The following is a 26840-nucleotide window of genomic DNA, read 5'->3' as shown; positions in this document are numbered from 1 at the left end:
CGGGTTCACGGTCGTTCGGTGAGCACGCGCGACAGCACCGGCCCGATGACGGCGAGGGACTCCGGCTCGATCATGTCGTTGTGCCCGCAGTCCACGGCGTGCTCGTCGATGCGGCCGGTGACGAGGGGCCGCCACTCCTGCGCCGACCGCGCACGGGTGCCGTCCCCGTCGTGCGCGGCGGGGAAGATCAGCAGGTCGCCGTCGTAGACCTGAGGTACGAACTGGTGCCCGATCCGCCGGGAGTTCTCGTATCCCACCGCGATCCGTTCGAGGTCTCGCCCGCGCACTCCGGTCTCGGCCCCGAACGACTCGTCGATCAACCGTGCCGCCTGGTCGTAGCTCAACTGATCGGTCTCGTCGATCTCGAGTCCCAGCCCGCGCAGCAGGTCCCGCGGGTCGAGTTCGCCGGGCGGCACGTCGTCGCCGTCGTCGGGATAGCTGTCCATGACCGCGAGCGTCGCCACCTCGTCGCCGCCGTACTGCAGTTCGACGGCCATGGCGTGGGCGAGCACCCCACCGAGCGACCACCCGAGCAGATCGTACGGGCCGTCGGGCGCGATGGCCTTCATCTCCTCGACGTAGCGGTGGGCCAACTGCTCGATGGACCGGTATTCGCCGTCACCGCTGATCGTGGGCAGTTGCAGCCCGTACACGGGCCGGTCGGGAGGCAGATGCTGCACGAGCCCGGCGTAACCCCAGGACAGCCCGATCCCGGGATGGACGCAGAACAGAGGCCTGCCGCTGCCCTGTGCGCGCAGCGGGATCACCACGGCGAGTGCCTCTTCCACGTCGGCACTGCGGGCCGGAATGTCGAGACGGTGCGCGATGCCCGCCGGGGTGGGGTCGAGGAACATCCACTGCAGCGGGACCTTCCGGTCCAGTGCGGCCTGCAGGGCACTGACGATCCGGGTGGCGAGGAGGGAGTTTCCGCCGAGGTCGAAGAAGCTGTCCGCGGTGCCCACCCGGTCCACCCCGAGCACCTCCGCGAACGCGTCCACGACGATGCGCTCGGTCTCCGTGGCCGGCGCCCGGAACGCCGCTGCCGTCGAGCCGAACTCCGGGGCGGGCAACGCCTTCCGGTCGAGCTTGCCCACCGGGGTCATCGGAATCTCGTCGAGCACGACCACCGCGGACGGCACCGTGTGCGCGGGCAGGCGCTCGGACGCGTACGCGCGCAGTTCCGCAGGGTCCACGTCCTGTCCGTCCAGTACCCGCACGTACGACGCGAGCACGGTGTCGCCGGACGGGCCGGTGTGACCGACGGTGGCAGCGAAGGCGACCGCAGGATGGCGGGCGAGCACGGCGTCGATCTCCCCGAGTTCGATCCGGAAACCACGTACCTTGACCTGGAAGTCACTGCGGCCCAGATACTCCAGGGTGCTGCGTTCGGCATTCCCCGCCGCTCCGCGCGCCTGCCGCCACCGGACCACGTCGCCGGTCCGGTACATCCGGCGTCCCGGCTCCCCGACGGGGCAGGCCACGAATCGTTCCGAGGTGAGCGACGTCCGGTTGTGGTACCCGCGTGCCATACCCGGCCCGGCGATGTACAGCTCGCCGGGCACCCCGGCCGGAACGGGCTGCAGTCGCCCGTCGAGGACCAGGAACGAAAATCCCAACGCCGGCGACCCGATGTTCACGCCCTCCCCGGGACGCATGGCGGCACTGACACTCGCCTGGACGGTGGTCTCCGTGGGCCCGTACCCGCTGTGCAGGCTCCGCCCCGGAGCCCATTGCGCGACCACCTCCGGCGGGCACGCCTCCCCCACCAGATCGAGGACACGGAGCGAATCGTGGCCGTCGTTGTCGAGGGCCGCCAGGGCCGTCGGCGTGATGGTCGCATGGGTGACCTGCTCGCACCGGAACAGGTCCGCCAGCTCGCTGCCACCGACGATGCCGGGTGGAACGATCACGACCCGCGCCGACGCGCTGAACGCCATCATCAGTTCGAACACCGAGGCATCGAAACTCGGGGACGCGAGATGCGACACCCGGGACTCGTGCGTGACCTCGAACCGCTCGTGCGTTTCCGCGGTGAAGTTGGCCATGCCCCCGTGGGTGACGACCACCCCCTTCGGTTTTCCGGTCGAGCCCGACGTGTAGATGAGGTACGCCGGGTGCGCGAGCGACAACCGGCTCGTCCGGTCCTCGTCGGCGACCGGTGCCGAGGACACCCCTGCCACCTGCTCGGCGAAGTCGCCGTCACCCAGCACCAGCCACGGAACCGTGTCGGGCAGATGATTCCGGCGGTCTCGCACGGTGAGGCCGAGCGGGGCCCGGCAATCGGTGAGCATGTAGTCGATACGCTCGCGCGGGTAGGTGGGATCGATGGGCACGAAGGCCGCGCCTGCCTTGGTGACCGCCCAGATCGAGACCACGGCCTCGATCGAGCGGGGCATCCCGAGCGCCACGAACGTCTCCGGCCCCACCCCACGGCCCCGCAGGACCCGGGCCAGCCGGTTCGACCACTCGTCGAGTTCGCGGTAACTGATCCGCCGGTCCTCGTACGACAGGGCCACGGAGTCGGGATCGAGCGCGGCCGCAGCCGTCAGCAGGTCGGGCCACAGCTGCGGGCGCACGTCCGGTCCACCCCGGGCCGGCACCAGGTTCCGCATCTCCGACTCGTCGAGAAGGGGGAGGTCGCCGATCGGCAGGTCGGGATTCTCGGTGACGGCACCCAGGATCCGCACGAACCGGTCGGCGACACCGCGGACGGTGTCGGGGTCGAAGAGATCGGTGGCGAAGTCGACGGCGCCGGTCATCCCTGAGGGCTCCCCGTTCGCGTCGAACTCCTCGGCGAGGAGGAATTCGAGATCCATCTTGACGACGCCCAGTTCGGGGTCGACTCCGCGGACTTCCAGTCCCGGCAGGGTCAGGACCGGTCGCTCGTTGTTCTGAAACTCCAGCGAGACCTGGACGATCGGCGAATACGCCGTCGATCGTGTCGGCCCGACCGCCTCCACCACACGCTCGAAGGGCACATCCGCATGCCCGAACGCACCGAGGTCCACGTCCCGGCAGTGCGCCGCCAGATCGGTGAACGACGCAGCCGCGTCCACCTGCGTGCGCAGGGCGAGCGAGCCGACGAACATGCCGACAAGATCGTCGAGCGCGGGCTCGCCCCGGCCGGCGATCGGCGTCCCGATCACGACGTCGTCGGTGCTGCCGAGCCGCGCCAGCACGACGGCGAGCGCGGCGTGCACCGTCATGAACTCGGTGGCGCGAAGGCGTCGCGACAGTTCCCTGATGCGCCGGTGAAGGTCACCGTCGACGGAGAAGTGGATGCGCGCTCCGCGGAACGATTGCTGGGAGGGCCGGTCGCGGTCGGTGGGGAGTTCCAGGAGATCGGGCACCCCCGCGAGGGCCGTGCTCCAGTAGGCGAGTTGCGTCCCGAGCAGCGACCCGGGGTCGTCGTCCGAGCCCAGCACTTCCCGTTGCCACACGGTGTAATCGGCGTACTGCACCGGCAGCGGCGCCCACTCGGGCGGACCGCCACGGACGCGGGCCCCGTAGGCGGTCATCACGTCACGCACGAGGGGGACCATCGAGAATCCGTCGGCCGAGATGTGATGCACCACCACCGCGAGGACGTGCTCGGTGGCGGTGAGGGCGAACAGCCCGACTCGCAGCGGAAGCCGCTCCGCGACATCGAAACCCGCCGAGACCAGCCGGGCGAGTTCCTCGCGGAGGCGGTGCTCGTCCCCGACGGTGACGGCGGCGAGGGAAGGCGCCGCATCCTCGGCGGGCAGGATCTGCTGAACCGGCCCGGCACCGCGGACCGGGAACACCGTTCGCAGCGACTCGTGCCGGACGACGACGTCGGTGATCGCCGAGTTCAACGCGTTCACGTCGAGTTCTCCGCTGAGCCGCACTACGATCGGGATGTTATAGGCGGCCGAGGCGGTGTCGAACTGGTTGACGAACCACATCCGCTGCTGGGCGAACGACAGCGGTATGTCCTCGGGCCGGGTGCGGGCCGCGAGCACCGGACGTCCGGACGGCTCGGCCGCGGCATGCTCGATCCGGGCCGCCAGCCCGGTCACCGTCGGCGACTCGAACAGATCACGCACCCCGGTGCCGGTTCCGAGCAACACCCTCAGCCGCGCCATCACCCGGGTCGCGCTCAGGGAGTTGCCGCCGATCTCGAAGAAACCGGCGTCGGCACCGACCCGCTCCCGGCCCAGCACCTCCGCGAACACGTCGGCCACCGCTTCCTCGATCAGCCCGACCGGCGGCCGGTACTCCCCTGTCCCGGAATGCACGTCGGGCTCGGGCAGTGCCGCGCGGTCGAGTTTGCCGACCGCCGTCAGGGGGATGCGTTCCAGCAGCGTGATCGAGGAGGGCACCATGTGGGGCGGCAGGCGGTCGGCCAGATGCCGGGTGAGGTCGGCGGTGTCGAGGGCGCGACCCGACGCCGCCACGACATAGGACGCCAACTGGACGTCGCCCGTGGGACCACGGTGCGTGATCGTGGCCGCGAACCGGACGTTCGGCTCCGACATGAGCGCGGCGTCGATCTCGCCGAGTTCGATGCGGAAACCCCGTATCTTGACCTGGAAGTCGGTGCGGCCCACGTACTCGATGCTGTGGCCGGCCGTCCAGCGCACGATGTCGCCGGTGCGATACATCCGCTCGCCGGGACGGAAGGGGTCGGCCACGAAGCGCTCGGCGGTGAGGCCCGGCCGGCGGTGATAGCCGCGGGCCAGACCGGGCCCCGCGAGATACAACTCGCCCGGAACCCCCACCGGAACCGGCTGCAACCGGGAGTCCAGCACCAGTTCCGTGACGCCGCGGATGGGCCCGCCGATGGTGATCGGCGCCCCGGCGACCATCGGTTCGCTGATGTTGGACATGATCGTCGTCTCGGTCGGTCCGTACGCGTTGTACAACCGGCGGCCCGGCGCCCAGCGGGCGACCAGTTCGGGCGGGCACGCCTCACCGCCGAACACCAGGTCGGTGAGATGCACCAGCCCGGTGGGATCGAGTGACGCCAGCGCAGCGGTGGTGATGAACGCGTGGGTGACCTTTCGGTCGGCCAGTAGCCGCGCGAGTTCGTCACCACCGAACACGGTGGGCGGCGCGATCACCATCGTCGCGCCGGCCCCGAAGGCCTGCAGGTACTCGAACACCGAGCCGTCGAAACTCGGCGTGGAAAAATGCAGGGTGCGGGATTGTGTTGTCGCCCCGAAACGTTCGAGTTGGTCGAGCGCGAAGTTGTCCAGTCCGTGGTGGGTGACCACCACACCCTTGGGCAGGCCCGTGGAGCCCGACGTGTAGACGACGTACGCGGCGGTGTCGAGCGTGACCGGGCCGGTTCGATCGGCGTCGGTCACCGGTGCCACCGACTGCTGTGCACACTCGCTCGCGAAGTCCGGTTCGTCCAGGGCCAGCCAGTGCGCAGCGCCGGGGAGGCGGTCTCGGTGTTCGGTCGTGGTCACTCCGAGCGTGACGCCGGAATCGCCGAGCATATGGGTGATCCGCTCGGAAGGGTAGTTCGGGTCGATCGGCACGAACGCCGCACCGGTCTTCGCTACCGCCCACACCGCGAGCATCGAGTCGAGGGACCGCGGTATCCCGATGGCCACGAACGTCTCCGGACCCGCACCGCGCGTGACGAGAGCGCGGGCGAGACGATTCGACCGCTCGTCCAGGTCTCCGTAGCTCACGTTGTCACCCTCGTAGGAGAGTGCGATCGCGTGCGGGTCGAGCGCCGCCGCCTCGCCGAGGATCTGCGGCAGCGTGCGGGTCGACCCACCCGGGCGGCCGCGGACCGGCGCCAGTTCGGCGCGCTCCCGGTCGGTCAGCAGCGACAGTGCGGCCACCGGCTGGTCCGGAACTGTGCAGGCGTCGAGCACCGCCAGCACGCGTCCGGCAATGTCGGCGACCGTGTCCTCATCGAAGACGTCGGGGAGGTACTCGAACTTCAGGTGCAGGCGCGCGTCGACGGACGCCACCAGGCTCAGCGGGTAGTGGGCCGCGTCGCGCGCGTCCACCCCGTCGACGCGCAGTCCGGCGACATCGGTGGCCGTCGACAGTCCGGCGCGATCGACCGGATACGACTCGAACACGGTCAACGTATCGAATACTCCCGCGGCGCCGGGAATTTCGGCCAGGCCCAGGTAGTGATGATCCAGCAACGCCGCCTGCTCGGACTGGACCCGGTCCAGCAGAGCACCCACCGTTTCGGCGGGACGCAGCCTGATCCGGACGGGCAGAGTATTGATGAACAGGCCGATCATCGTCTCGATGCCCGCCAGCTCCGGAGGCCGCCCCGAGACGGTGGCACCGAACACCACGTCGTCGCGGCCGGTCAACGTACCGAGGACGATCCCCCACGACACCTGAACGAGCGTGTTGAGCGTCAACCCCCGCGCACGCGCGACCTCCCGCAGGCGGCTGGTGCCCTCCTCGTCCAGATCGAACACCCACTCCCGCGCGATGACATTCCCCGTCGCTCCGCTCGCCCCGGTTACATTCCCCGTCGCTCCGCTCGCCCCGGTTACATTCCCCGTCGCTCCGCTCGCCCCGGCGAGCAATGTGGGCCCCTCCACCCCGGCGAGAACCCGAGCCCACACCTCCCGGGAGGCGCGGTGATCCCGCTTCTGCATCCACGCCAGATAGTCGCGATACCCGCGCACCCGGGGCAGCGACGAGGGGTCTGCGTCGGAGGCGTAGAGGGTCAGCAACTCCTTGACCAGCAACGGCATAGACCAGCCGTCGAGCAGGATGTGATGGTTGGTCGACACAAGCCGGTACCGGTTCGGCGCGGTCGCGATCAGCATGAACCGGATCAGCGGCGCGCTCGCCATGTCGAACGGCCGGACCCGGTCCTCGGCCAGCAGTCGCTCGACCTCCGACGACTGCGCACCCGAATCGAGGGCGGTCAGATCGACCTCCCGCCACGGGATCTCCACCCGTTCCCGCACGACCTGGACGGCGTGACCGTCGGCGTCGTGCAGGAAGGCGGTGCGCAGGTTCGCGTGCCGGGCGGGCAGGGCGTCGACCGCACGGCGCAGCCGCCGCGCATCCACGGCGCCGACGAGATCGAGGCTCACCTGCACCAGGTAGGCGTCGACGGACTCGTCGGCGAGTTCGGCGTGGAAGAGCATGCCGGACTGCAACGGCGACAGCGGCCACACGTCGGTCAGATCCGGACAGACGTATTCGAGGGACTCGATCGCCTCCTGCCGGAGTGCGACCAGATCGAAATCCGAGGGCGTGAATCCGCCGCCGCCCGACTCCGCGTGCGTGCCGAGAGCGGCGAGTGCCTGTATCCACAGCCCCGCGAGTTCCTGGGCGTCCTCGTGGGTGAGGACGCCCGGAGGATAGGTCCACGTGGAGTGCAGTTCGGGGCCCGCGCCCGAGTCGACGGTCATCGCGTTGACGTCGACGACCGACGCGACGGGCATGCCCGCAGTCGAGATCTCGCGCAGTCCGGGCTCGTCGACCGGCACCCACCCGTCCGAAGACGCCGCTGCCGTCCGGCCCATTCTGCCGAGATAGTTGAAGCTGACCTGCGGCGACGGCAGCGGCTCGAGAACCGTGGCCGTCTCACTGTTCAGGTACCGGAGAAGCCCGAAGCCGATGCCGTGGTCGGGAACGGCGAGGAGTTGCTCCTTCACCGTCTTGATCGCGGCCCCCGCGGCCGGGCCGCCGGCGAATGCGTCGTCGAGGTCCACCCCGAACAGGTCGAGTCGCACCGGGAAGATCGTGGTGAACCAGCCGATCGTGCGGGCGAGATCCGCCCCCGGCACCACCTGCTCCTCGCGGCCGTGGCCCTCCAGACTCACCAGCGCCTCGGGAAGGTCGATCTCCCGCCGTTGCCGCCATCGGATCAGCGCCATCGTCAGTGCCGTCGACAATGCGTCTCCGACGCTGCCGTGGAATGCCTGCGGCAGGGTGGTGAGGAGCATGTCGGTCAACGGCGCGGGAACTCGTGCCTCGATGTCCGCGGTGGTGTCGGCGGTGTCCGACGCGGCAACCCGGCGTGACCCCAGCAACGGGTCGGGTGCGTTCAGCATCCCGCGCCACAATTCCAGTTCGGCGGTGCGGTGGGGTTCGCGCGCGGCGTCGACCAGTACATGTGCCCACCGGCGCATCGACGTGCCCGCCGGCGCCGGTGTCGGTGTGGCACCGGACTGCACCTGAGCGCACGCCATCGCCAGGTCCGGGATCAGGATCCGCCAGGACACCCCGTCGATCGCCAGATGATGGACGGTGATCAGCACACGACCCGGACGTTCGCCCGCGTCCAGCCATACCGCCTGCATCATCACGCCCGACTCCGGGTCGAGCCGATCGAGGGCCGCGTCGAGTTCGGCGCCGACCTCCTCCGCCCGGCCCCGGCGGAGAATCGCGGCCGCCCGCACCGACCCTTCGGCCGGCACCTCCATCGACCATCCCTCGTCGGTACCCGAGGTGCGATACAGCCGAGCCCGCAGCAGGTCGTGCCGGTCCAGCACCGCCTGCAGGGCAGCCGCCAGGGTCTCTTCGTCCAGCGTCGCGGGAACCGTGAACAGTGCCGACTGCGAGTAGCGGCGGAAATCGCCGCCGCGGCCGAGCATCCACCGCACGATCGGGGTCAACGGGATCTCCCCGACCCCACCGCCGGGCAGTTCCTCGAGAACCACCGTGCCGTCACCCGATCCGGCGATCTCGGCCAGCCCGGACACGGTTCTGCGCTCGAACACGTCCCGGGGCGAAATCAGGACACCGGCAGCCTTGGCGCGGGTGACCAACTGGATGGACATGATCGAATCCCCGCCGAGGGTGAAGAACGAGTCGTCGACGCCCACCGCGTCGAGCCCCAGAACCTCGGCGAACAGGTCGGCCAGAATGCGCTCCGCTGCGGTGACCGGACCGCGGCTCACCGTCACCCGCTGCCCGAAGTCCGGTGCGGGCAGCGCTTTCCGATCGAGTTTGCCGTTCCCCGTCAGCGGCAATTCACCCAGCACCACGACCGCCGCCGGCACCATGTGCGACGCCAATCGCGCCGCGGCCGTGTCGGTGATCGTTGCCGCATCGATCGCGGCACCGGTCTCCGGCACCACGTACGCCACCAACCGATCTCCGATTGCGGTCACCACCGACTGCGCCACCCCCTCGCACGCGAGCAGGGCCGACTCCACCTCACCGAGTTCGATCCGGTAGCCCTTCACCTGCACCTGGAAGTCGTTGCGGCCGAGGTATTCCAACTGCCCGTGCCCGTTCCACCTGCCCAGATCGCCGGACCGGTACATCCGCGACCCGGGCGCGGAGGGGTCGGCCACGAACCGTGCCGACGTGAGGGCGGGCCGGCCGAGGTAGCCGCGCGAGACCTGCGCGCCGGAGACGTAGACCTCCCCGACCACGCCCGGCGGCACCGGATGCAGTCGTCGGTCGAGCACGTGGACGCGAAGCCCCGGCAGGCCGCGGCCGATCACCGACGCGGACTCCTCCTGCACGAGGCCCCGGTCGATCGGCAGGTGGCTGACGTGCACCGTCGTTTCCGTGATGCCGTACATGTTGACCAGGACCGGCACGGTGTCGCCGCGGCGCGCGTACCAGCGCGCCAATTGCCCGAATTCGAGGGCCTCGCCGCCGAAGATCACGTACCGCAGAGACAGCCCGGGACCGCCGGCGAGCCGATCCGCTTCGGCCAATTGGGAGAAGGCCGTGGGCGTCTGGTTGACGACCGTGACACGTTCGTCGCGCAGCAGTTCGAGGAACTTCTCGGGTGAACGCGCCGTGAAATAGTCGACCAGAACCAGTCGGCCGCCGTGTGCGAGCGCACCCCACATCTCCCACACCGAGAAGTCGAATGCGGCGGAATGGAACATGGTCCACACATCGTCCGGCCCGAACCCGAACAGCGCCTGGGTGTTCGCCAGCAGGGTGACCACGTTGCGGTGCGAGACCTGCACACCCTTCGGTCGTCCGGTGGAGCCCGACGTGTAGATCACGTACGCCACCGAGTCCGGGTGAAGGGGAAGACGGCGGTCTTCGTCGGTCATCGGACGGGACGAGAACCGCTGCACCGCGTCGCGGGTCTCGGGGCCGTCCACGACGATCACCGGGACATCGGCGAAATCGACTGCCCGCGCGTCGGCGGTGGTGGTGAGCACGCAACTCGGCCGGGCATCGTCCAGCAGGAACGTCAACCGCTCGGTCGGCGACGCGACGTCCACGGGGAGGTACCCGGCGCCCGATTTCATCACCGCCAGCAGCGCCACCACGAGATCGATCGACCGTGCCATCCCCACGGCCACCAGCGCTTCCGGGCCCACACCCCGCGCCACCAGCAGTCTCGCGAGCCGGTTCGCCTGCTCGTCGAGTTCCCGGTACGTCACCGACGAGTCTTCGCAGCGCACCGCGACGGCATCGCCGCGGGCTTCCACGGCCCGATCGAACAAGTCCGCCAACGACATCGGTGCGATATCGACTCCCGGCCGATGCACGGAGGTGAGCACGAGTTCGCGTTCCGCCTCGTGCAGGATGTCGATGTCTCCCACCGGCACGGCCGGGTCCGCGGTGACGGCCTCGACCACGCGCACGAAGCGCTCTGCCAGACCCGCCACCGACTCCCGATCGAGCACGTCGGTCGCGTAGCGGAAACCGGCACTGATCCCGGCCGGCATCCCGTCCTCGTCGATCCGCTCGGCCACGCTCAGCTGGAGATCGAATTTCGCCACGTCCAGATCGACGTCGAGGGACCGGGCGGCGAGCCCGGGCAGTTCCAGGTGCGTTCGGGTGGCGGTCTGGAACTCGAGCAACACCTGGAAAAGGGAGGTGTGCGCAGTGGATCGCTCGGGTGCGAGTTCGTCCACCAGTCGCTCGAAGGGAATGTCCGCGTGCTCGAACGCACCGAGGTCCACCGACCGCACCGCCGTGAGCACGTCCGCGAACGACGATCCGGCCGCCACCGGTGTGCGGAGTACCAACGTGTTGACGAACATCCCCACGACGTCGTCGAGCGCCGCGTGGCCCCGGCCCGCGATCGGCGTCCCCACCACCACGTCGTCCGATCCCGATACCCTTTCCAGCAGCACTGCCCATGCCGCGTGCACCGCCATGAACAGCGTCGAATTGCTCTGGCGTGCAAGATCGATCAGGGCCTGATGCGCGTCCGGCGCGATGTCGACGGTGACGACGGCACCGTGGAACGACCGCTGCAGGGGGCGCGGCCGGTCCAGGGGCAGGGGCAGCACCTCCGGGATGCCCGCCAGCGCGCGGGTCCAGTAGTCGAGTTGACCGGAGATCACCGACCCGGGTTGCTCCTCGGCGCCCAGGACCTCCCGCTGCCACAGGCTGTAGTCGGCGTACTGCACGGGCAGCGGCGCCCAGCCGGGTGCCTGCTGGTGCGCGCGGGCCGTGTAGGCGAGCATCACGTCCCGCGCCAACGGCGTCATGGAGAAGCCGTCGGCCGCGATGTGGTGCACGACGAGGGCGAGGACGTGCCGCCCGGCATCGAGTCTCAGCAGCCGCACCCGCAGCGGAAGTTCCTCGACCACATCGAATCCCGCGCCGAAGAACTGGGCGAGTGTGTCTCGGAGATCCGCGTCGGCGACCGGAACCGGATCGAGGCAGGGAGTGGCGAGTGCCGAGTCGACGATCACCTGGCAGGGTCCGTCGGGGGAGCCGGGGAACACGGTCCGGAGCGACTCGTGCCGCTCGAGGACGTCACCGAGCGCCGCGCGCAGTGCTGCCAGGTCCAGCGCACCGTCCAACTGCAGGGCCACCGGGAGGTTGTAGGCCGGTGACGAGGTGTCGAACTGGTTGACGAACCACATACGCTGCTGCGCAAGCGAAAGCGGAACACGATCGGGCCGCAACCTCGCTTCCAGAACCGGGGAGTCGGAACTCGTCATCACGGTCGAGTCGATCCGGGCGGCCAGCTCCGACACGACGGGTGCGTCGAACAACGCTGCGACACCCAAGTTCGTGTCCAGTGCGCTATCGATGCGTCCCACCGCCCGGGTGGCGCTGAGCGAGTCGCCGCCGAGAGCGAAGAAGCTGTCGTCGGCCCCGACGCGATCGACACCGAGGACGGCGGCGAAGGCCGTCGCGACCGCTTCCTCCGCGGGAGTGGCCGGAGCACGGTATCCGACCGTGGTGGTGCCGAAGTCAGGTTTCGGGAGCCGTTTCCGGTCGAGTTTGCCGTTCGCGTTCACCGGCAGTTCCCGCAGCACCGTCACCGTGGCCGGCACCATGAAACCGGGAAGCGACGCCGCCGCAGTCGCGAGCACCGCCCGCTCATAGACGACCGCACCGCCCACCGGCACCACATACCCGGCAAGATAGTCACCCGTGGCCCCGTCACCGCGCAGCACCACCACCGCCTGCGCCACATCCTCACGGCGCGACAGCACCGCCTCGATCTCCCCCAACTCGATCCGCTGACCCCGCAGCTTCACCTGAAAATCGGTACGCCCCAGATACTCCAGCTGCCCACCCGGCAACCACCGCACCCGATCCCCGGTCCGATACAAACGCCCGGCACCGAACGGATTCGCCACGAACCGCTCCGCCGTCAGATCCGGCCGGCCCTGATAACCCCGGGCCAACTGCACACCGCCGAGGTACAACTCCCCCGCCACCCCCACCGGCACCGGCCGCAACCGCGCGTCCAGCACCAACGCCTGCGTGTTCCACACCGGCGCACCGATCGGCACACTGGTCCTGTCCGCGCCGCCGTCGTCCGGCCCGGTCTCGTAGAAGGTCACGTCCACCGACGCCTCGGTCGGCCCGTACAGGTTGTGCAACTCCGCACCACCGGCCCGGTGCAGCCGCGCGACCGTTGCCGGCGGCAGCGCCTCACCGCTGGCGAACACCCGGCGCAGCGAACCGCATCCCGCCATGGTCGCCCCGGTCAGAAACACTTCGAGCATCGACGGCACGAAATGCACGGTGGTGACCGACTCCTCGCGGATCACCTGCTCGAGATATCCGGGGTCGCGGTGCCCGTCCGGCCGCGCAATCACCAACCGCGCACCCACCTGCAACGGCCAGAACAACTCCCACACCGACACATCGAACGCCACCGGCGTCTTCTGCAACACCACATCAACGGAGCCGAGCCCATACTCCCCCTGCATCCACACCAACCGATTCACGATGCCCGCATGCGGCACCGCAACACCCTTCGGCCGCCCCGTCGAACCCGACGTGAACATCACATACGCCGAATTCTCCACACGCAGCCGCCCCAACCGCTCCCCATCCCGCACCGGCTCCCCCGAGAACCCCGACACATCGAGCCCGTCGAGTTCGACGACCGCCACGTCCGCGGGCAGTGCCACCCGATCCCCCGACGTGGTCAGAACCAACACCGGATCCGCCGTCGCCACCACATACCCCACCCGCTCGGCAGGCTGATCCGGGTCGATCGGCACATACGCCCCACCCGCCTTCACCACCGCATACATCCCCACCAACAAATCCAGAGAACGCCGCACCGCGACACCCACCAACGACTCCGGACCCACCCCCGCACCGATCAGAAACCGCGCCAACCGATTCACCCGAACATCGAACTCCCCATACGACAACACCACACCCTCGAACACCACCGCCGGCGCATCCGGAGTACGCACCACCTGCGCATCGAACAACTCCACCAACGTCGCCCGCGGCACCCCACGCCCCGTCGCATTCCACGCCTCGACCACCAACGACCGCTCACCCGGACCCAACACCTCCACATCCCCGACCGCGATGTCCACCTCCCCCGCCACCGCCTCCAGAATCCGGACGAGGCGGTCGGCGAATGCGGTGACAGCGCCCCGGTCGAAGACCCCCGGCTGGTAGCGCAGGCTCAGCCGCAGTCGTGGTTCGAGGATCGACAGCAGCGTGAGCGGATAGTGCGTGGCGTCGCGGGCGTCGAGTCCGGTCACCCGCATCCCAAGGATGTCGGTGTTCTCGTCCAACCCGGTCGAGTCGATGGGGTACGACTCGAACACGGACAGCGTGTCGAACAGGTTGCCCACACCGACCCCCGACTGGATCTCACCGAGCCCGAGGTGATGGTGGTCGAGCAGTGACGCCTGCTCGTGCTGCAGTCGGACGAGCAGCCCAGCGAACGACTCGTCCGGGTCGACCCGCACCCGCACCGGCAGGGTGTTGATGAACAGCCCCAGCATGTTCTCGACGCCGGCGAGTTCCGGCGGACGTCCCGAGACGGTGGCCCCGAAGACCACGTCGTCGCGGGAGAGCAACCGGGACAACAGCACCCCCCACGCCGCCTGGATCACCGTGTTGAGGGTGACGCCGGTGCGGTCCGCCATCACGGCGAGCGCGTCGAGCACGGGGGCGGGCAGCGCCACGTCGATGTTATGGGGTACCCCGTGGAGCGCCGCGGACGCCTGCGGCGCGACCAGCGTCGGCTCCTCGACGCCGTCCAGCGCCCGTTCCCAGGCCCGGACCGACGCGTCCGTGTCCTGCAGCGCCACCCATTCGAGGTAGGTGCGGTAGACGGGCGGCTCCGGCAGATCGGCCGGTTCGCCGTCGGCGGCATAACGCAGGAGCAACTCCCGCACCAGCAACGGCATCGACCACCCGTCGAGGATGATGTGATGATTCGTGATCGACAGGACGAAATGTTCTGCTGCGGTGCGGAACAACGTCAGCCGGAGCAGGGGCGGCCGGGCGAGGTCGAATCGGGCGCTGCGGTCTTCGTCGAGGAGCCGCCCGAGTTCCGTCTCGGTGGCCGGCCTGTCGATCGTGAGGTCCACCTCTCGCCACGGCACCTCCACTGTGTCGACCACCAACTGAGCGGGCACACCGTCGTCGTAGACGAACGCGGTCCGCAGGTTGGGGTGCCGGGCCAGTAGGCCGGCCGCGGCGGCGCGCAGCCGCGGGGCGTCGACCGCGCCCTCGAGGTCGATGCGCAGTTGCGCCGTGTAGACGTCCATCGACTCCGCGGCGAGCGAAGCGTGGAACAGCAACCCCGACTGCAGCGGCGACAGCGACCACACGTCCTGCAGGGCCGGGAACCGCTCCTCCCACCGCTCGATCTGCTGCTGGCTCGCCGGCATCAGCGGAATATCGGACGGCGTCAGCCCACCGGCTTCCGGCAGGGACGTATGCGTGGCGAGTGCACCGAGGGCGCGGCGCCACACGGCCGCGAACGACGCGACCTCGGCGTCGTGGAGAACCCCGCGAGGGAAGGTGAAGGAGGCCCTCAGACGGGGGCCTTCGGGACTGTCGTCGACGACGGCGTTGATGTCGATCGCCGACGCGACCGGCATGTCCGGATTCCGGGTTCCACCGAGCTGACCGCTGCCCTGCACCGGGTGCCAATCGTCCGTTCCCCCGGTGGTGGTGACCCGGCCCAGATAGTTGAAACTCACCTGCGGGCTGCGGAATCGGCGCAGCGACGCCGAGGTCTGGTCGTCCAGGTAGCGCAGCATTCCGAAGCCGATTCCGTGATCCGGGATCGCGAGCAACTGCTCCTTGACGGCTTTCACAGCCTGACCTGCCGCGCGGCCCCCGGCCAAGGCGTCGTCGACGTCGACTCCCGTAAGATCCATCCGCACCGGATACAGCGTGGTGAACCAGCCGACGGTGCGGGAGAGATCCGCACCGGCGACGACCTGCTCCTCGCGGCCATGTCCCTCGAGGGTGACCACGGCGTCCGACACGGAGACGCCCTGTTCTCGTCGCCAGGCGATCAGGGCCAGGGCCACCGCGGTGAGCAATCCGTCTCCCACGCGTCCGTGGAACGCTTCCGGCAGTGTGGTGAGCAGGGCCCCGGTGACCTCCGCCGACACATCGACGGTGACGGTCCCGACGGTCGCGTCGACGTCGACCGCGGGATCGAGTGGACGCGAGCCGATCAGCGGATCGGGACCGTCGAGGACTGTCTCCCACAGTGCGAGTTCGCTCGTCCGGTCCTGCACCGCGTCGGCCACGCCGTGCGCCCACCGCCGCATCGACGTTCCGACCGCCGGCAGAGCGGGAGCCGTTCCGGCCGCGAGCCGACTGCACGCCGACGCGAGATCCGCGACGAGAATGCGCCACGAGACGCCGTCGACCACGAGGTGATGCACCACCACGAGCAGTCGCCCGACGTCGCCCGGGACGTCGAACCAGACCACGTGCACCACGCGACCGGCTGCCGGATCCAGATGGTCGGCGGCGGCGTCGAGTTCGGTGGCCGCGAGCGCGGCGAAGCCGTCTCCGTCGACCGTGTCGACGGGCACCCGCCGGACCAGTACTTCCGCCGGCACCGAGGCCGTCGGCAGCACGTCCAGGCCCCAGTGCCCGTCGCGGTCCGCGGCCAGGCGCGCGCGGAGCATGTCGTGCCGATCCAGCACCGCCTCGACGGCTCCGAGGAGAACCTCGTGGGTGAGTCCGGCGGGGGCTGCCAGCAACAGTGCCTGAGAGAACCGGTCGAGCCGACCGCCGCTCCGCTCGACCAGCCAGCGCGCCACGGGCGTCAGCGGCAGCGGTCCGACGCCACCACCCGGCAACTCGTCGAGAGCGATCGTGCCGTCGTCGAACCGCGCCGCCTCGGCGAGTCCGGCGACCGTCCGGTGGTCGAATACGTCTCGGGGAGAGAGAATCACACCGGCAGCCTTCGCCCGGGCCACCAGCTGGATCGACATGATGCTGTCACCGCCGAGGGTGAAGAAGTCAGCGGTCGCACCCACCGCATCCAGTCCGAGCACGTCGGCGAACAGTCGGGCGAGCAGTGCCTCGGTCTCGGTTCGCGGCGGCCGGGTCTCCGGCAGGGCGGCCGCGAAGTCGGGCGCGGGAAGCGCTGCGCGGTGCAGCTTTCCGTGAACGGTCATGGGCAGCGCGTCGAGGACCACCAGCGCCGCAGGCACCATGTACGACGCCAGCCGGCCGCCGACGAAGTCGAGGACAGTCCTCGAATCGACCGCCGCGCCGGGTTCGGGCACCAGGTAGCCGATCAGCCGATCCCCGCCGCCGTCCTCGTTCCACACACTCGCCACGGCCTGCGCCACGTCGTCGTGCGTGAGCAGAGCCGACTCGACCTCACCGAGTTCGATCCGGAAGCCCCGGATCTTCACCTGGGAGTCGGTGCGCCCGAGGTACTCCAACTGCCCGTCGGGCATCCAGCGCGCCCGATCGCCGGTGCGATACATCCGGCTTCCGGCCGGCCCGAAGGGATCCGCGACGAACCGCTCGGCCGTCAGCGGGAATCGCCGGTGGTACCCGCGCGCGAGGGCGGGACCTGCCAGGTACAACTCGCCCGCGACCCCCGCCGGCACCGGCTGCAGTCGCGAGTCCAGCACGACCTCCGCGAAACCGAGCGTGGGCCTGCCGATGGTGACCGGAGCCGCCGGGACCAGTGCCGCGCTGACACTCGCCACGACCGTCGCCTCGGTCGGCCCGTACGCGTTGAACATTCGCCGGCCGGGCGCCCATCGCGCGATAAGATCGGGGGAACACGCCTCCCCGCCCGTGACGACGCACTCGAGGCCGGTGAGTCCGGTGGGGTCGACCGACGCCAGCGCCACCGGGGTGACGAAGCAATGCGTGATCCGCTCGGCCGCCAGCAGGTCCGCCAATTCGGCACCGCCGTAGACGGACGGCGGTGCGAGCACCATCGTGGCCGCCGCGCCGATCGCGAGCAGCAGTTCGAGGACGGAGGCATCGAAGCTCGGCGACGCGAAGTGCAGTGTCCTCGAGTCGGCCGTCGTCCCGAACGTCTCCCGTTCCTGCGTCACGAAGTTCGACAGCCCACGATGCGTGGTCACCACACCTTTGGGCCTGCCGGTCGACCCCGAGGTGTAGATCAGGTACGCCGGATTGTCGACCCGTACGGGCGAAATCCGCTCGTCGTCGGTCACCGGCGACGTCGGGTACGCCGACAGCCGGTCGTCGACTTCGGGTTGGTCGAGGACCAGCCACGGCACCACCTCGGGGAGTGCGGCACACGCGGCCGACGTCGTCACACCCGACACGGCATCGGAGTCGGTGAGCATGTACTCGATCCGGGCAGCGGGATGATGCGGATCCACCGGGAGGAAGGCGGCCCCCGACTTCGCCACGCCCCACACAGCCAGCACGGACTCCATCGACCGCGGCACACACAGTGCGACCACGCTCTCCGGTCCGATGCCGCGCTCGATCAACATGTGAGCCAGCTGATTCGAGCGCCTGTCGAGCTCGCCGTAGCGCACCTCGCGTCCCTCGGAGACCACTGCGACGGCATCCGGATTCCTCGCGGCTGCGTCCGCCAGCAGGTCCGGCAGTGTCCGCGGTCCGACCGCGGCCCCACCCGGCACCGGCACCAGTTCGGCGCGCTCCCGGGCGCCGAGCAGGTCGATGTCTCCCACGCTCGCGCCGGGGTCGGCGGTGACCGCCGCGAGGATGCGCTGGAGTCGTGTCGCGAACCCGGCGGCGGTCTCCTCGTCGAAGAGGTCGGTCGCGTAGCCGAGTGCCGCGGTGATTCCCGCCGGGTTGCCGTCGACGTCCGTGTTCTCGGACACCGTCAACTGCAGGTCGAAGTTGGTCGTGTCGATGTCCACGTCGACGCGCCGAACCCGCAGATCCGGCAGTTCCAGCGTGGGGCGCTCGATGTCCTGGAACTCCAGCATCACCTGGAAGAGCGGTGAATGCGCCGTCGACCGGGACGGACTCAGGACCTCCACCACCCGTTCGAACGGGACTTCCGCGTGGGTGAAGGCGCCCAGGTCGGCTTCCCGAACGCTGCCGAGGAATTCCGAGAACGTGGCGCCGCCGTCGACGCGGGTCCGCAGGACGAGGGTGTTCACGAACATGCCCACCACGTCGTCGAGTTCGCGCTCACCGCGACCGGCGATCGGCGTTCCGACGGCGATGTCGTCGGAGCCGCTCAGTCGTGCCAGCATGATCGCCAGCGCGGCGTGCACGGTCATGAACACCGTCGAATTGTGTTGCCGGGCCATCCTCACCACACCGGCATGAATCTCCGGGTCGATCACGAAGTCGACGCGGCCGCCGCGAAGAGTTCGGACCGCGGGGCGGGAACGGTCGGCGGGGAGTTCCAGCACGTCGGGCAGGTCCGACAGCGTGACGGTCCAGTAGGCCAGCTGCCTCGACACGGTCGACTCGTCGTCGGATTCCGAGCCCAGCCACTCCCGCTGCCACAGCGCGTAGTCGCCGTACTGCACCGGGAGGGGTGCCCAGTCCGGTGCGTTCCCGTTCGCCCTCGACCCATACGCGGTCATGACGTCCCTGGCCAGCGGCGCCATCGAGAAACCGTCGGCCGCGATGTGATGCACCACCACCGCGAGCACGTGCACGTCCTCGTCGAGAGTGAACAGCTTCGCGCGCAACGGGACCTGCTCCGTCACGTCGAAACCTTCGGACAGCACACGCAGAGAACGTTCTCGGAGTTCGGCTTCCCCCGACACGTCGATCGGATGGAGGTCCGGCACCGCGCGCGTCGCAGGCAGGATCACCTGGCGCGGTCCGTCCTCGGTGAGCGGGAAGACAGTGCGCACGGCCTCGTGTCGTTCGATGACGTCGGCCACTGCCGCCTGGAGCGCACGCACGTCGAGCCGTCCCTCGAGCCGCAACACGAACGCCACGTTGTAGGCGGACGACGAGGTGTCGAACTGGTTGACGAACCACATCCGCTGCTGGGCTGGCGACACCGGGACTTCCGCGGTGCCTTCCCGCGGCTTCAGCGGCGGACGCGATTCCCGCCCTTCCTGTGACTCGGCTCGCGCTGCCAGGCCCGCCACCGTGGGGGCGTCGAACACGTCGCGCAGACCGATCCGGTCGCCGACCGCAGCATTGATCCGTGCCACCAACCGGGTGGCGATCAGGGAGTTGCCGCCGAGGGCGAAGAAGTTGTCGGCGGCGCCCACCCGTGGGAGCCCGAGCAGGTCGGCGCACACGGCGGCGACGATCTGTTCGATCGGAGTGCGGGGTGCAACGAATCCGACTGCAGCCGCTCCGAAGTCTGGCTCGGGCAGTGCTTTTCGGTCGAGTTTGCCGTTCGCGTTCACCGGCAGTTCCCGCAGCACCGTCACCGTGGCCGGCACCATGAAACCGGGAAGCGACGCCGCCGCAGTGGCGAGCACCGCCCGCTCGTCGACCACCGCACCGCCCACCGGCACCGCATACGCGGCAAGATAGTCACCCGTGGCCCCGTCACCGCGCAGCACCACCACCGCCTGCGCGATGTCCTCACGGCGCGACAGCACCGCCTCGATCTCCCCCAACTCGATCCGCTGACCCCGCAGCTTCACCTGAAAATCGGTACGCCCCAGATACTCCAGCTGCCCACCCGGCAACCACCGCACCCGATCCCCGGTCCGATACAAACGCCCGGCACCGAACGGATTCGCCACGAACCGCTCCGCCGTCAGATCCGGCCGGCCCTGATAACCCCGGGCCAACTGCACACCGCCGAGGTACAACTCCCCCGCCACCCCCACCGGCACCGGCCGCAACCGCGCGTCCAGCACCAACGCCTGCGTATTCCACACCGGCGCACCGATCGGCACACTCGTCACGTCCGCATCGGTGACCTCGTGGAAGGTCACGTCCACCGACGCCTCGGTCGGGCCGTACAGGTTGTGCACCCGGGCACCGGGCACCAGCGCCCGCATCCTCGCCGCCGTCGGCGCGGGTAACGCCTCGCCCGAGGCGAACACCCACCGCAGGCTCGTGCACTCCGCCGCCGCCGGCTCGGCGGTGAACACCGCCAGCATCGACGGCACGAAATGCACTGCCGTCACCGCGTACTCGACGATGGTGTCTGCCAGATACCTCGGGTCGCGGTGCCCGTCCGGCCGCGCAATCACCAACCGCGCACCCACCTGCAACGGCCAGAACAACTCCCACACCGACACATCGAACGCCACCGGCGTCTTCTGCAACACCACATCAACGGAGCCGAGCCCATACTCCCCCTGCATCCACACCAACCGATTCACGATGCCCACATGCGGCACCGCAACCCCCTTCGGCCGCCCCGTCGAACCGGACGTGAACATCACATACGCCGAATTCTCCACACGCAGCCGCCCCAACCGCTCCCCATCCCGCACCGACTCCCCCGAGAACCCCGACACATCGAGCCCGTCGAGTTCGACGACCGCCACGTCCGCGGGCAGTGCCACCCGATCCCCCGACGTGGTCAGAACCAACACCGGATCCGCCGTCGCCACCACATACCCCACCCGCTCGGCAGGCTGATCCGGGTCGATCGGCACATACGCCCCACCCGCCTTCACCACCGCATACATCCCCACCAACAAATCCAGAGAACGCCGCACCGCGACACCCACCAACGACTCCGGACCCACCCCCGCACCGATCAGAAACCGCGCCAACCGATTCACCCGAACATCGAACTCCCCATACGACAACACCACACCCTCGAACACCACCGCCGGCGCATCCGGAGTACGCACCACCTGCGCATCGAACAACTCCACCAACGTCGCCCGCGGCACCCCACGCCCCGTCGCATTCCACGCCTCGACCACCAACGACCGCTCACCCGGACCCAACACCTCCACATCCCCGACCGCAGACCCCACCTCCCCCGCAACCGCCTCCAGAATCCGGACGAACCGCTGGCCGAACCCCACCACCGTCGCCCGGTCGAACACATCCGACGCGAAGGTGAACCCGCCCGAGATGCCGGCTGCGGTCCCCGACTCGTCGTAGTGTTCCGCCAGCGTCACTTGCAGATCGAATTTGCAGACAGCGGTGTCGACCTCGACGGTCTCGACGGTCAGACCCGGCAACTCCACCTGGGCCGGAACTGTGTTCTGGAACTCCAACATGACCTGGAACAACGGGGAGTACGCGCTCGAACGACTCGGTGCGACGGCGTCCACGACGCTCTCGAAGGGCACTTCCGTATGACCGAACGCGGCGAGGTCTGCCTCCCGCGCGCGGGACAGCACCTGGGCGAACGTCGCGGCGGGCTCCACGGTGGTCCGCAGTACCAGCGTGTTGACGAGCATCCCCACCAGATCGTCGAGGGCCTCCTCACCGCGCCCGGCGATCGGCGTTCCGATCGCGATGTCCGTGGACGCGCTCAACCTGGCCGCCAACACGGCCAGCGCGGCGTGCATCACCATGAACATCGTCGCGTCGTGGCGACGCGCGAGCAGGAGAAGGTCCCGATGGACGTCCGCAGGCACGGAGAACGGGACCGTCCCGCCCCGCAGTGATCGCTCGGCAGGTCTCGGCTGATCCAGGGGAAGGTCCATCACGTCGGGGAGCCCGGACAACGCCGTCTTCCAGAACACCAACTGCGCCGACATGATGCTGGCGGGATCCCGGTCACTGCCGAGGACTGCCCGCTGCCACAGGCTGTAGTCGGCGTACTGCACCGGCAGTGGCAGCCAGTCCGGTGCCTGTGCCCGTACCCGCGCCGCATACGCCACCGTCAGGTCGTGGGCGAGCGGTGCCAGCGACGCCCCGTCCGCCGAAATGTGGTGCACCACCAGCATGAGAACGTGCTCGTCGGGGCCGGTCCGCAGCACGGCACCACGCAGAGGCACCTCTGCGCTCACGTCGAAGCCCCGGGCGGTCAGCGCGGTGATCTGCGCGTGCAACGCCTCCTCGCCCCCGACTGTCCTCGGCGCCAGGTCCGGAATCACCTGTTCCGGCGGCACGATCACCTGATGCGGTCCGTCGGTCGATGCCGGGTACACGGTGCGCAGCGATTCGTGTCGTTCGAGGACGTCCCCCACCGCCGCCCGGAGCGCCTCGATGTCGAGCGTCCCGGACAGGCGGACGACCATCGGAATGTTGTAGGCCGGCGAGGAGGTGTCGAACTGGTTGATGAACCACAGCCGCTGCTGCGCGAGCGACAGCGGAATTCGTTCCGGGCGCTCCTGCGCCACGAGATTCGGGCGGTCGGCTCCCCTGGCGTCGGCGCGCGCGACCCACTCCGCCAGCGCCTCCACCGTCGGCACCTCGAACAGGGTGCGCACCGTGAGAGCGACGCCGAGCGCGGCATTGACACGCGCGACCACCCTGGTCGCAGCCAGCGAGTTCCCGCCGAGGTCGAAGAAGCTGTCGCCGAGACCGATTCGCTCCACCCCCAGAACATCGGCATACACCCGCGCCACCGCGCGCTGCACCGGATTCGACGGGGCACGGAACTCGTCTGCCGTCGAGAGGAATTCGGGCGCAGGTAACGCCCGCCGATCGATCTTCCCCGCCGGGGTCATCGGCATCTCGTCCAGGACCACGATCGCGGAGGGCACCATGTGCGGCGGCAGCTGCCCGCCCACGTGGCGCAACACTTCGGCGGTCGCGAGCCGCCGGCCGGCGGCGGGCAGGACGTACGACACGAGCAGCGTGTCTCCCGACGGCGCCGCCCGCGGGATCGTCACCGCGGTCCGCACGTGTGGATGGGACTGGAGGACGGTGTCGATCTCCCCGGGCTCGATGCGGAAACCGCGCACCTTCACCTGAAAATCGCTGCGGCCCACATACTCGAGTGTGCGGTCGGCGCGCCACCGCACCAGGTCCCCGGTGCGATACATCCGTTCGCCCGGACCGCCGAAGGGATCGGCCACGAACCGTTCCGCCGTCAACCCCGGCTTTCCGTGATACCCGCGCGCCAGGGCGTCACCCGAGATGTACAGCTCCCCGGCCACCCCGACCGGCACCGGTGTCAACCGCGCATCGAGGACGACCTCGTGGAATCCGCGGAGCGGACCCCCCACCGTGATCGCTCCCGCCGATGACATCGGTTCACTGATGTTCGACATGACCGTGGCCTCGGTCGGCCCGTACGCGTTGCGCAGCCTGCGGCCGGGCGCCCACCGGGTCACCAGTTCCGGCGGGCACGCCTCGCCGCCGCACACCACGTCCCGGAAGGCGGAAAGCCCTGTCGGCTCCACCGACCCGAGCGCGGCAGTGGTGACGAACCCGTGAGTGACCCGCTCCGCCTCCAGAAGCGCGAACAACTCGGCACCACCGTAGACCGTGGACGGAACGATCACCATGGTTGCCGCGGCGGCGAACACGTGCAGATACTCGGACACGGACGCATCGAAACTCGGGGTGGAGAAGTGCAGGATCCGGGACGCCTGCGTCGCCCCGGAACGTGAGTGCTGCTCGGCCGCGAAGTCGTCCAGGCCGCTGTGGGTGACCACGACTCCTTTGGGCCGGCCCGTCGAACCGGACGTATAGATCAGGTAGGCCGGATTCTCCAGGTGGAGTGGCCGTGCCCGGTCGGCATCGGTCATGGCGGACGCCGTCTGAGCCGCACAGAGAGTGCGGAATTCCTCGTCGTCGAGCACCAGCCAGGGAACGGAGTCCGGCAGCCGGGAACGACTGTCGGACACCGTGACCCCCACGACGGATCCCGAATCGCCCAGCATGTGCTCGATGCGCTCGGCCGGATAACTCGGATCCACCGGCAGGAAGGCTGCGCCCGCCTTCGCGACGGCCAGCATCGACAGCACCGATTCGATCGAGCGCGTCAGGCCCAGGGCCACAGTGTCTTCCGGTCCGATTCCTCGTGCGGCCAGGACGCGGGCCAACTGGTTCGAGCGCTCGTCCAACTCGCGGTACGTCACGTCGACACCGCGGTACGAGAGTGCGACACCGTCCGGGTCGACTACGACTGCTGCTGCGAACAATTCGGGCAGGGTGCGCCCCGCGCTGCCCGGCACGCCCCGGACCGGAACGAGGGTGGCCCGTTCGCGTGCGGACAGGATGTCGATGTCGCCGATCACGATCCCCGGGTCGATCGTGGCCGTCTCCAGGATTCGACGGAACCGTTCGCCGAGCGTCAGGACCGTGTGGTGGTCGAACAGATCGGCGGCGAACTCGAGGGTCGCCGTGATGCCGGACGGGACGTCGTCGGCGTCGAAGTTCTCCTCCGCCGTCACCTGGAGGTCGAAGCGGCCGATCCCGGACGGCTCCGCCCCACCGCGGTGTTCGAACAGCACCTGGACGATCGGCGCGTAGGCGGGGGACTCACCGACCTCGAGGGCCCGCACCACTCGCTCGAACGGCACCTCGCGGTGCTCGAATGCCTCGTCGTGGGCCTCCCGGACGCGTCCGACCAGGTCCGTGAAGGACATGCCCGGTTGGACGCGGCTCCGCAGCACCACGGTGTTCCGGCCCTCGTCCACCGCGGCCGGCGTTCCGATCGGCACATCCGAAGTGCCGGCGAGCCGGCTCAGCAGAACGGTCAGGGCCGCGTGCAGGACGTGGAAGGGGGTCGTGCCGTGTTCCCGTGCCAGCGCGACCACTCCGCGATGGGTGTCGGCACCGATCGGGACGTCGACACGGTCCGCCCTCAGGGATCGCACGGCGGGTCGAGCCCGATCGGACGGCAGGGTCAGCAGTTCGGGAAGACCCGCGAGTCGTGCCTTCCAGTATGCGATCTGCCGCGCCTCGCGTCGGAGTCGCTGCCCCTTCCGTGCGGTCGACGGGTGAAGGGTGGCGAGCCCGGCCTGTGGGTCTGCTGCGATGAATTCCTGCAGGAGTTCGACGAATTCCTGGTGGTGCCGGCGGAGCACCGCATCCTCGTACCGGTTCGGATTCGCCCGGAAGTCGACGAAGAGTCCCGCGGGACTGCCGCTCGGGTACACGTTGACCAGGAGATCGTCCACCGGACCGGACGTGACGATGTGGTAGTCACCGGTCAGGGAGCCCAGTTGAACCTCCTGGTGGAACAGCATGACGTTGACCATGGGCCCATCGAGCCCGGCGCCTCGGCTCGGGCGCAGGTCGCGACGGATGTCGTCGAGACTGCACCGTTGATGCCGCAACGCTCCCATCAGTTCGCGCTGAACCCGCGACACGAGTTCCGCGACCGTGCCGCCCTCGTCGACCGAGATCGACAGCGGCGCGACGTTGACCGTCATCCCCCCGGAATTGCGAAGCAGTGACGTCGTCCGACCGGACATCGGAACCTGGACGAGAACAGTGTCTTTCGCCGTGGCGCGCGAGAGGTAGCAGGCGAAGGCGGCGATGATCGTGGCGGCCGCGGTGGCGGTGGCCTTACTGTCGGAATTCTGAAGACCGGTGAGCGCCGCCTCGGACAGTGAGGCGCTCTCGAGCGTGCTCCTGGCGACGGCGGGCGCGGTCTTCTCGGCCAGAGTCGATCCCTCCGCGGCCTCGATCCGCGCCGCCCAGTACTCCCGATCCGCGGCGAACCGATCGGAGGAGCGATAGCGGGTGTCGACGTCGTACAGCTCCCGCAGGCTTGCCGCCCGGCTCCGATCCGGTTCGCGACCGGCCACGGAGGCCGAATACCGGTGCGCGATCCGGTTGATCAGCGTCATGGCGCCGTACCCGTCGAGCGCGACGTGATGAATGCGGCTGTACCACAGGTAATGTGCTTCGCCCACGCACAGCACGGAGGTCTCGACCAGTCGGTCCGCACCGAGATCGAGTGGCGTCCGGTAGTCCCGGTCCATCCAGTCGTGCGCAGCGGCGATCGGGTCGTCCGCATCACGAAGGTCGACGAAGGTGACCGGAATGTCGATCGACTCGTCCACGTACTGCATCGGCCGGCCGTCGACCTCGACGACCCGGAGGTAGGGCGACTGGAACTCGCGACCGGTCGCGACGGTCTCCCGTCGCAGCAGGTCGACGTCGAGGTCGCCGTGCAACTCGACGTAATGCGCTACCGAGATCGGCACCGCGGGGTCGAGTTGCTGCGCGAACCACGTCGCTCGCTGGGCCGCGGACAGCGGGAATGGCGCCGCATCGTTGGTCGGTGTAGCCGGTTTCCGCGTGTCGACGGGCTTCACGGCGGTTCCTCCCCATAGGGTGTCCCCGACCGGCGAAGGTGTGTCCGCGTCCGAATCGGCACTCGCAAATGCGAGAGGCGGACTCTTCTCCCCGCCCCCGTGATCATTCGTTTGCCATCATCAGGGCACACAGAGTTCATCGTTGCACAGCGGGCGGCC

At 69.3% G+C, this 26840-nt stretch carries 1 protein-coding gene; it reads right to left on the bottom strand.

The features are described 5' to 3' along the window. Positions 1-5: 5 nt before the first annotated feature. Positions 6-26681: a non-ribosomal peptide synthase/polyketide synthase gene (locus RJ1_RS18630; RefSeq protein ID WP_073362406.1), complete on the bottom strand. Its 26676-nt coding sequence runs from the start codon at positions 26679-26681 to the stop codon at positions 6-8. Between the last annotated feature and the right edge of the window lie 159 nt (positions 26682-26840).

The organism is Rhodococcus jostii NBRC 16295 (assembly GCF_001894825.1).
GTDB classification, from domain to species: Bacteria; Actinomycetota; Actinomycetes; order Mycobacteriales; family Mycobacteriaceae; genus Rhodococcus_F; species Rhodococcus_F jostii.
This window is presented reverse-complemented; position numbering and strand designations above follow the sequence as displayed.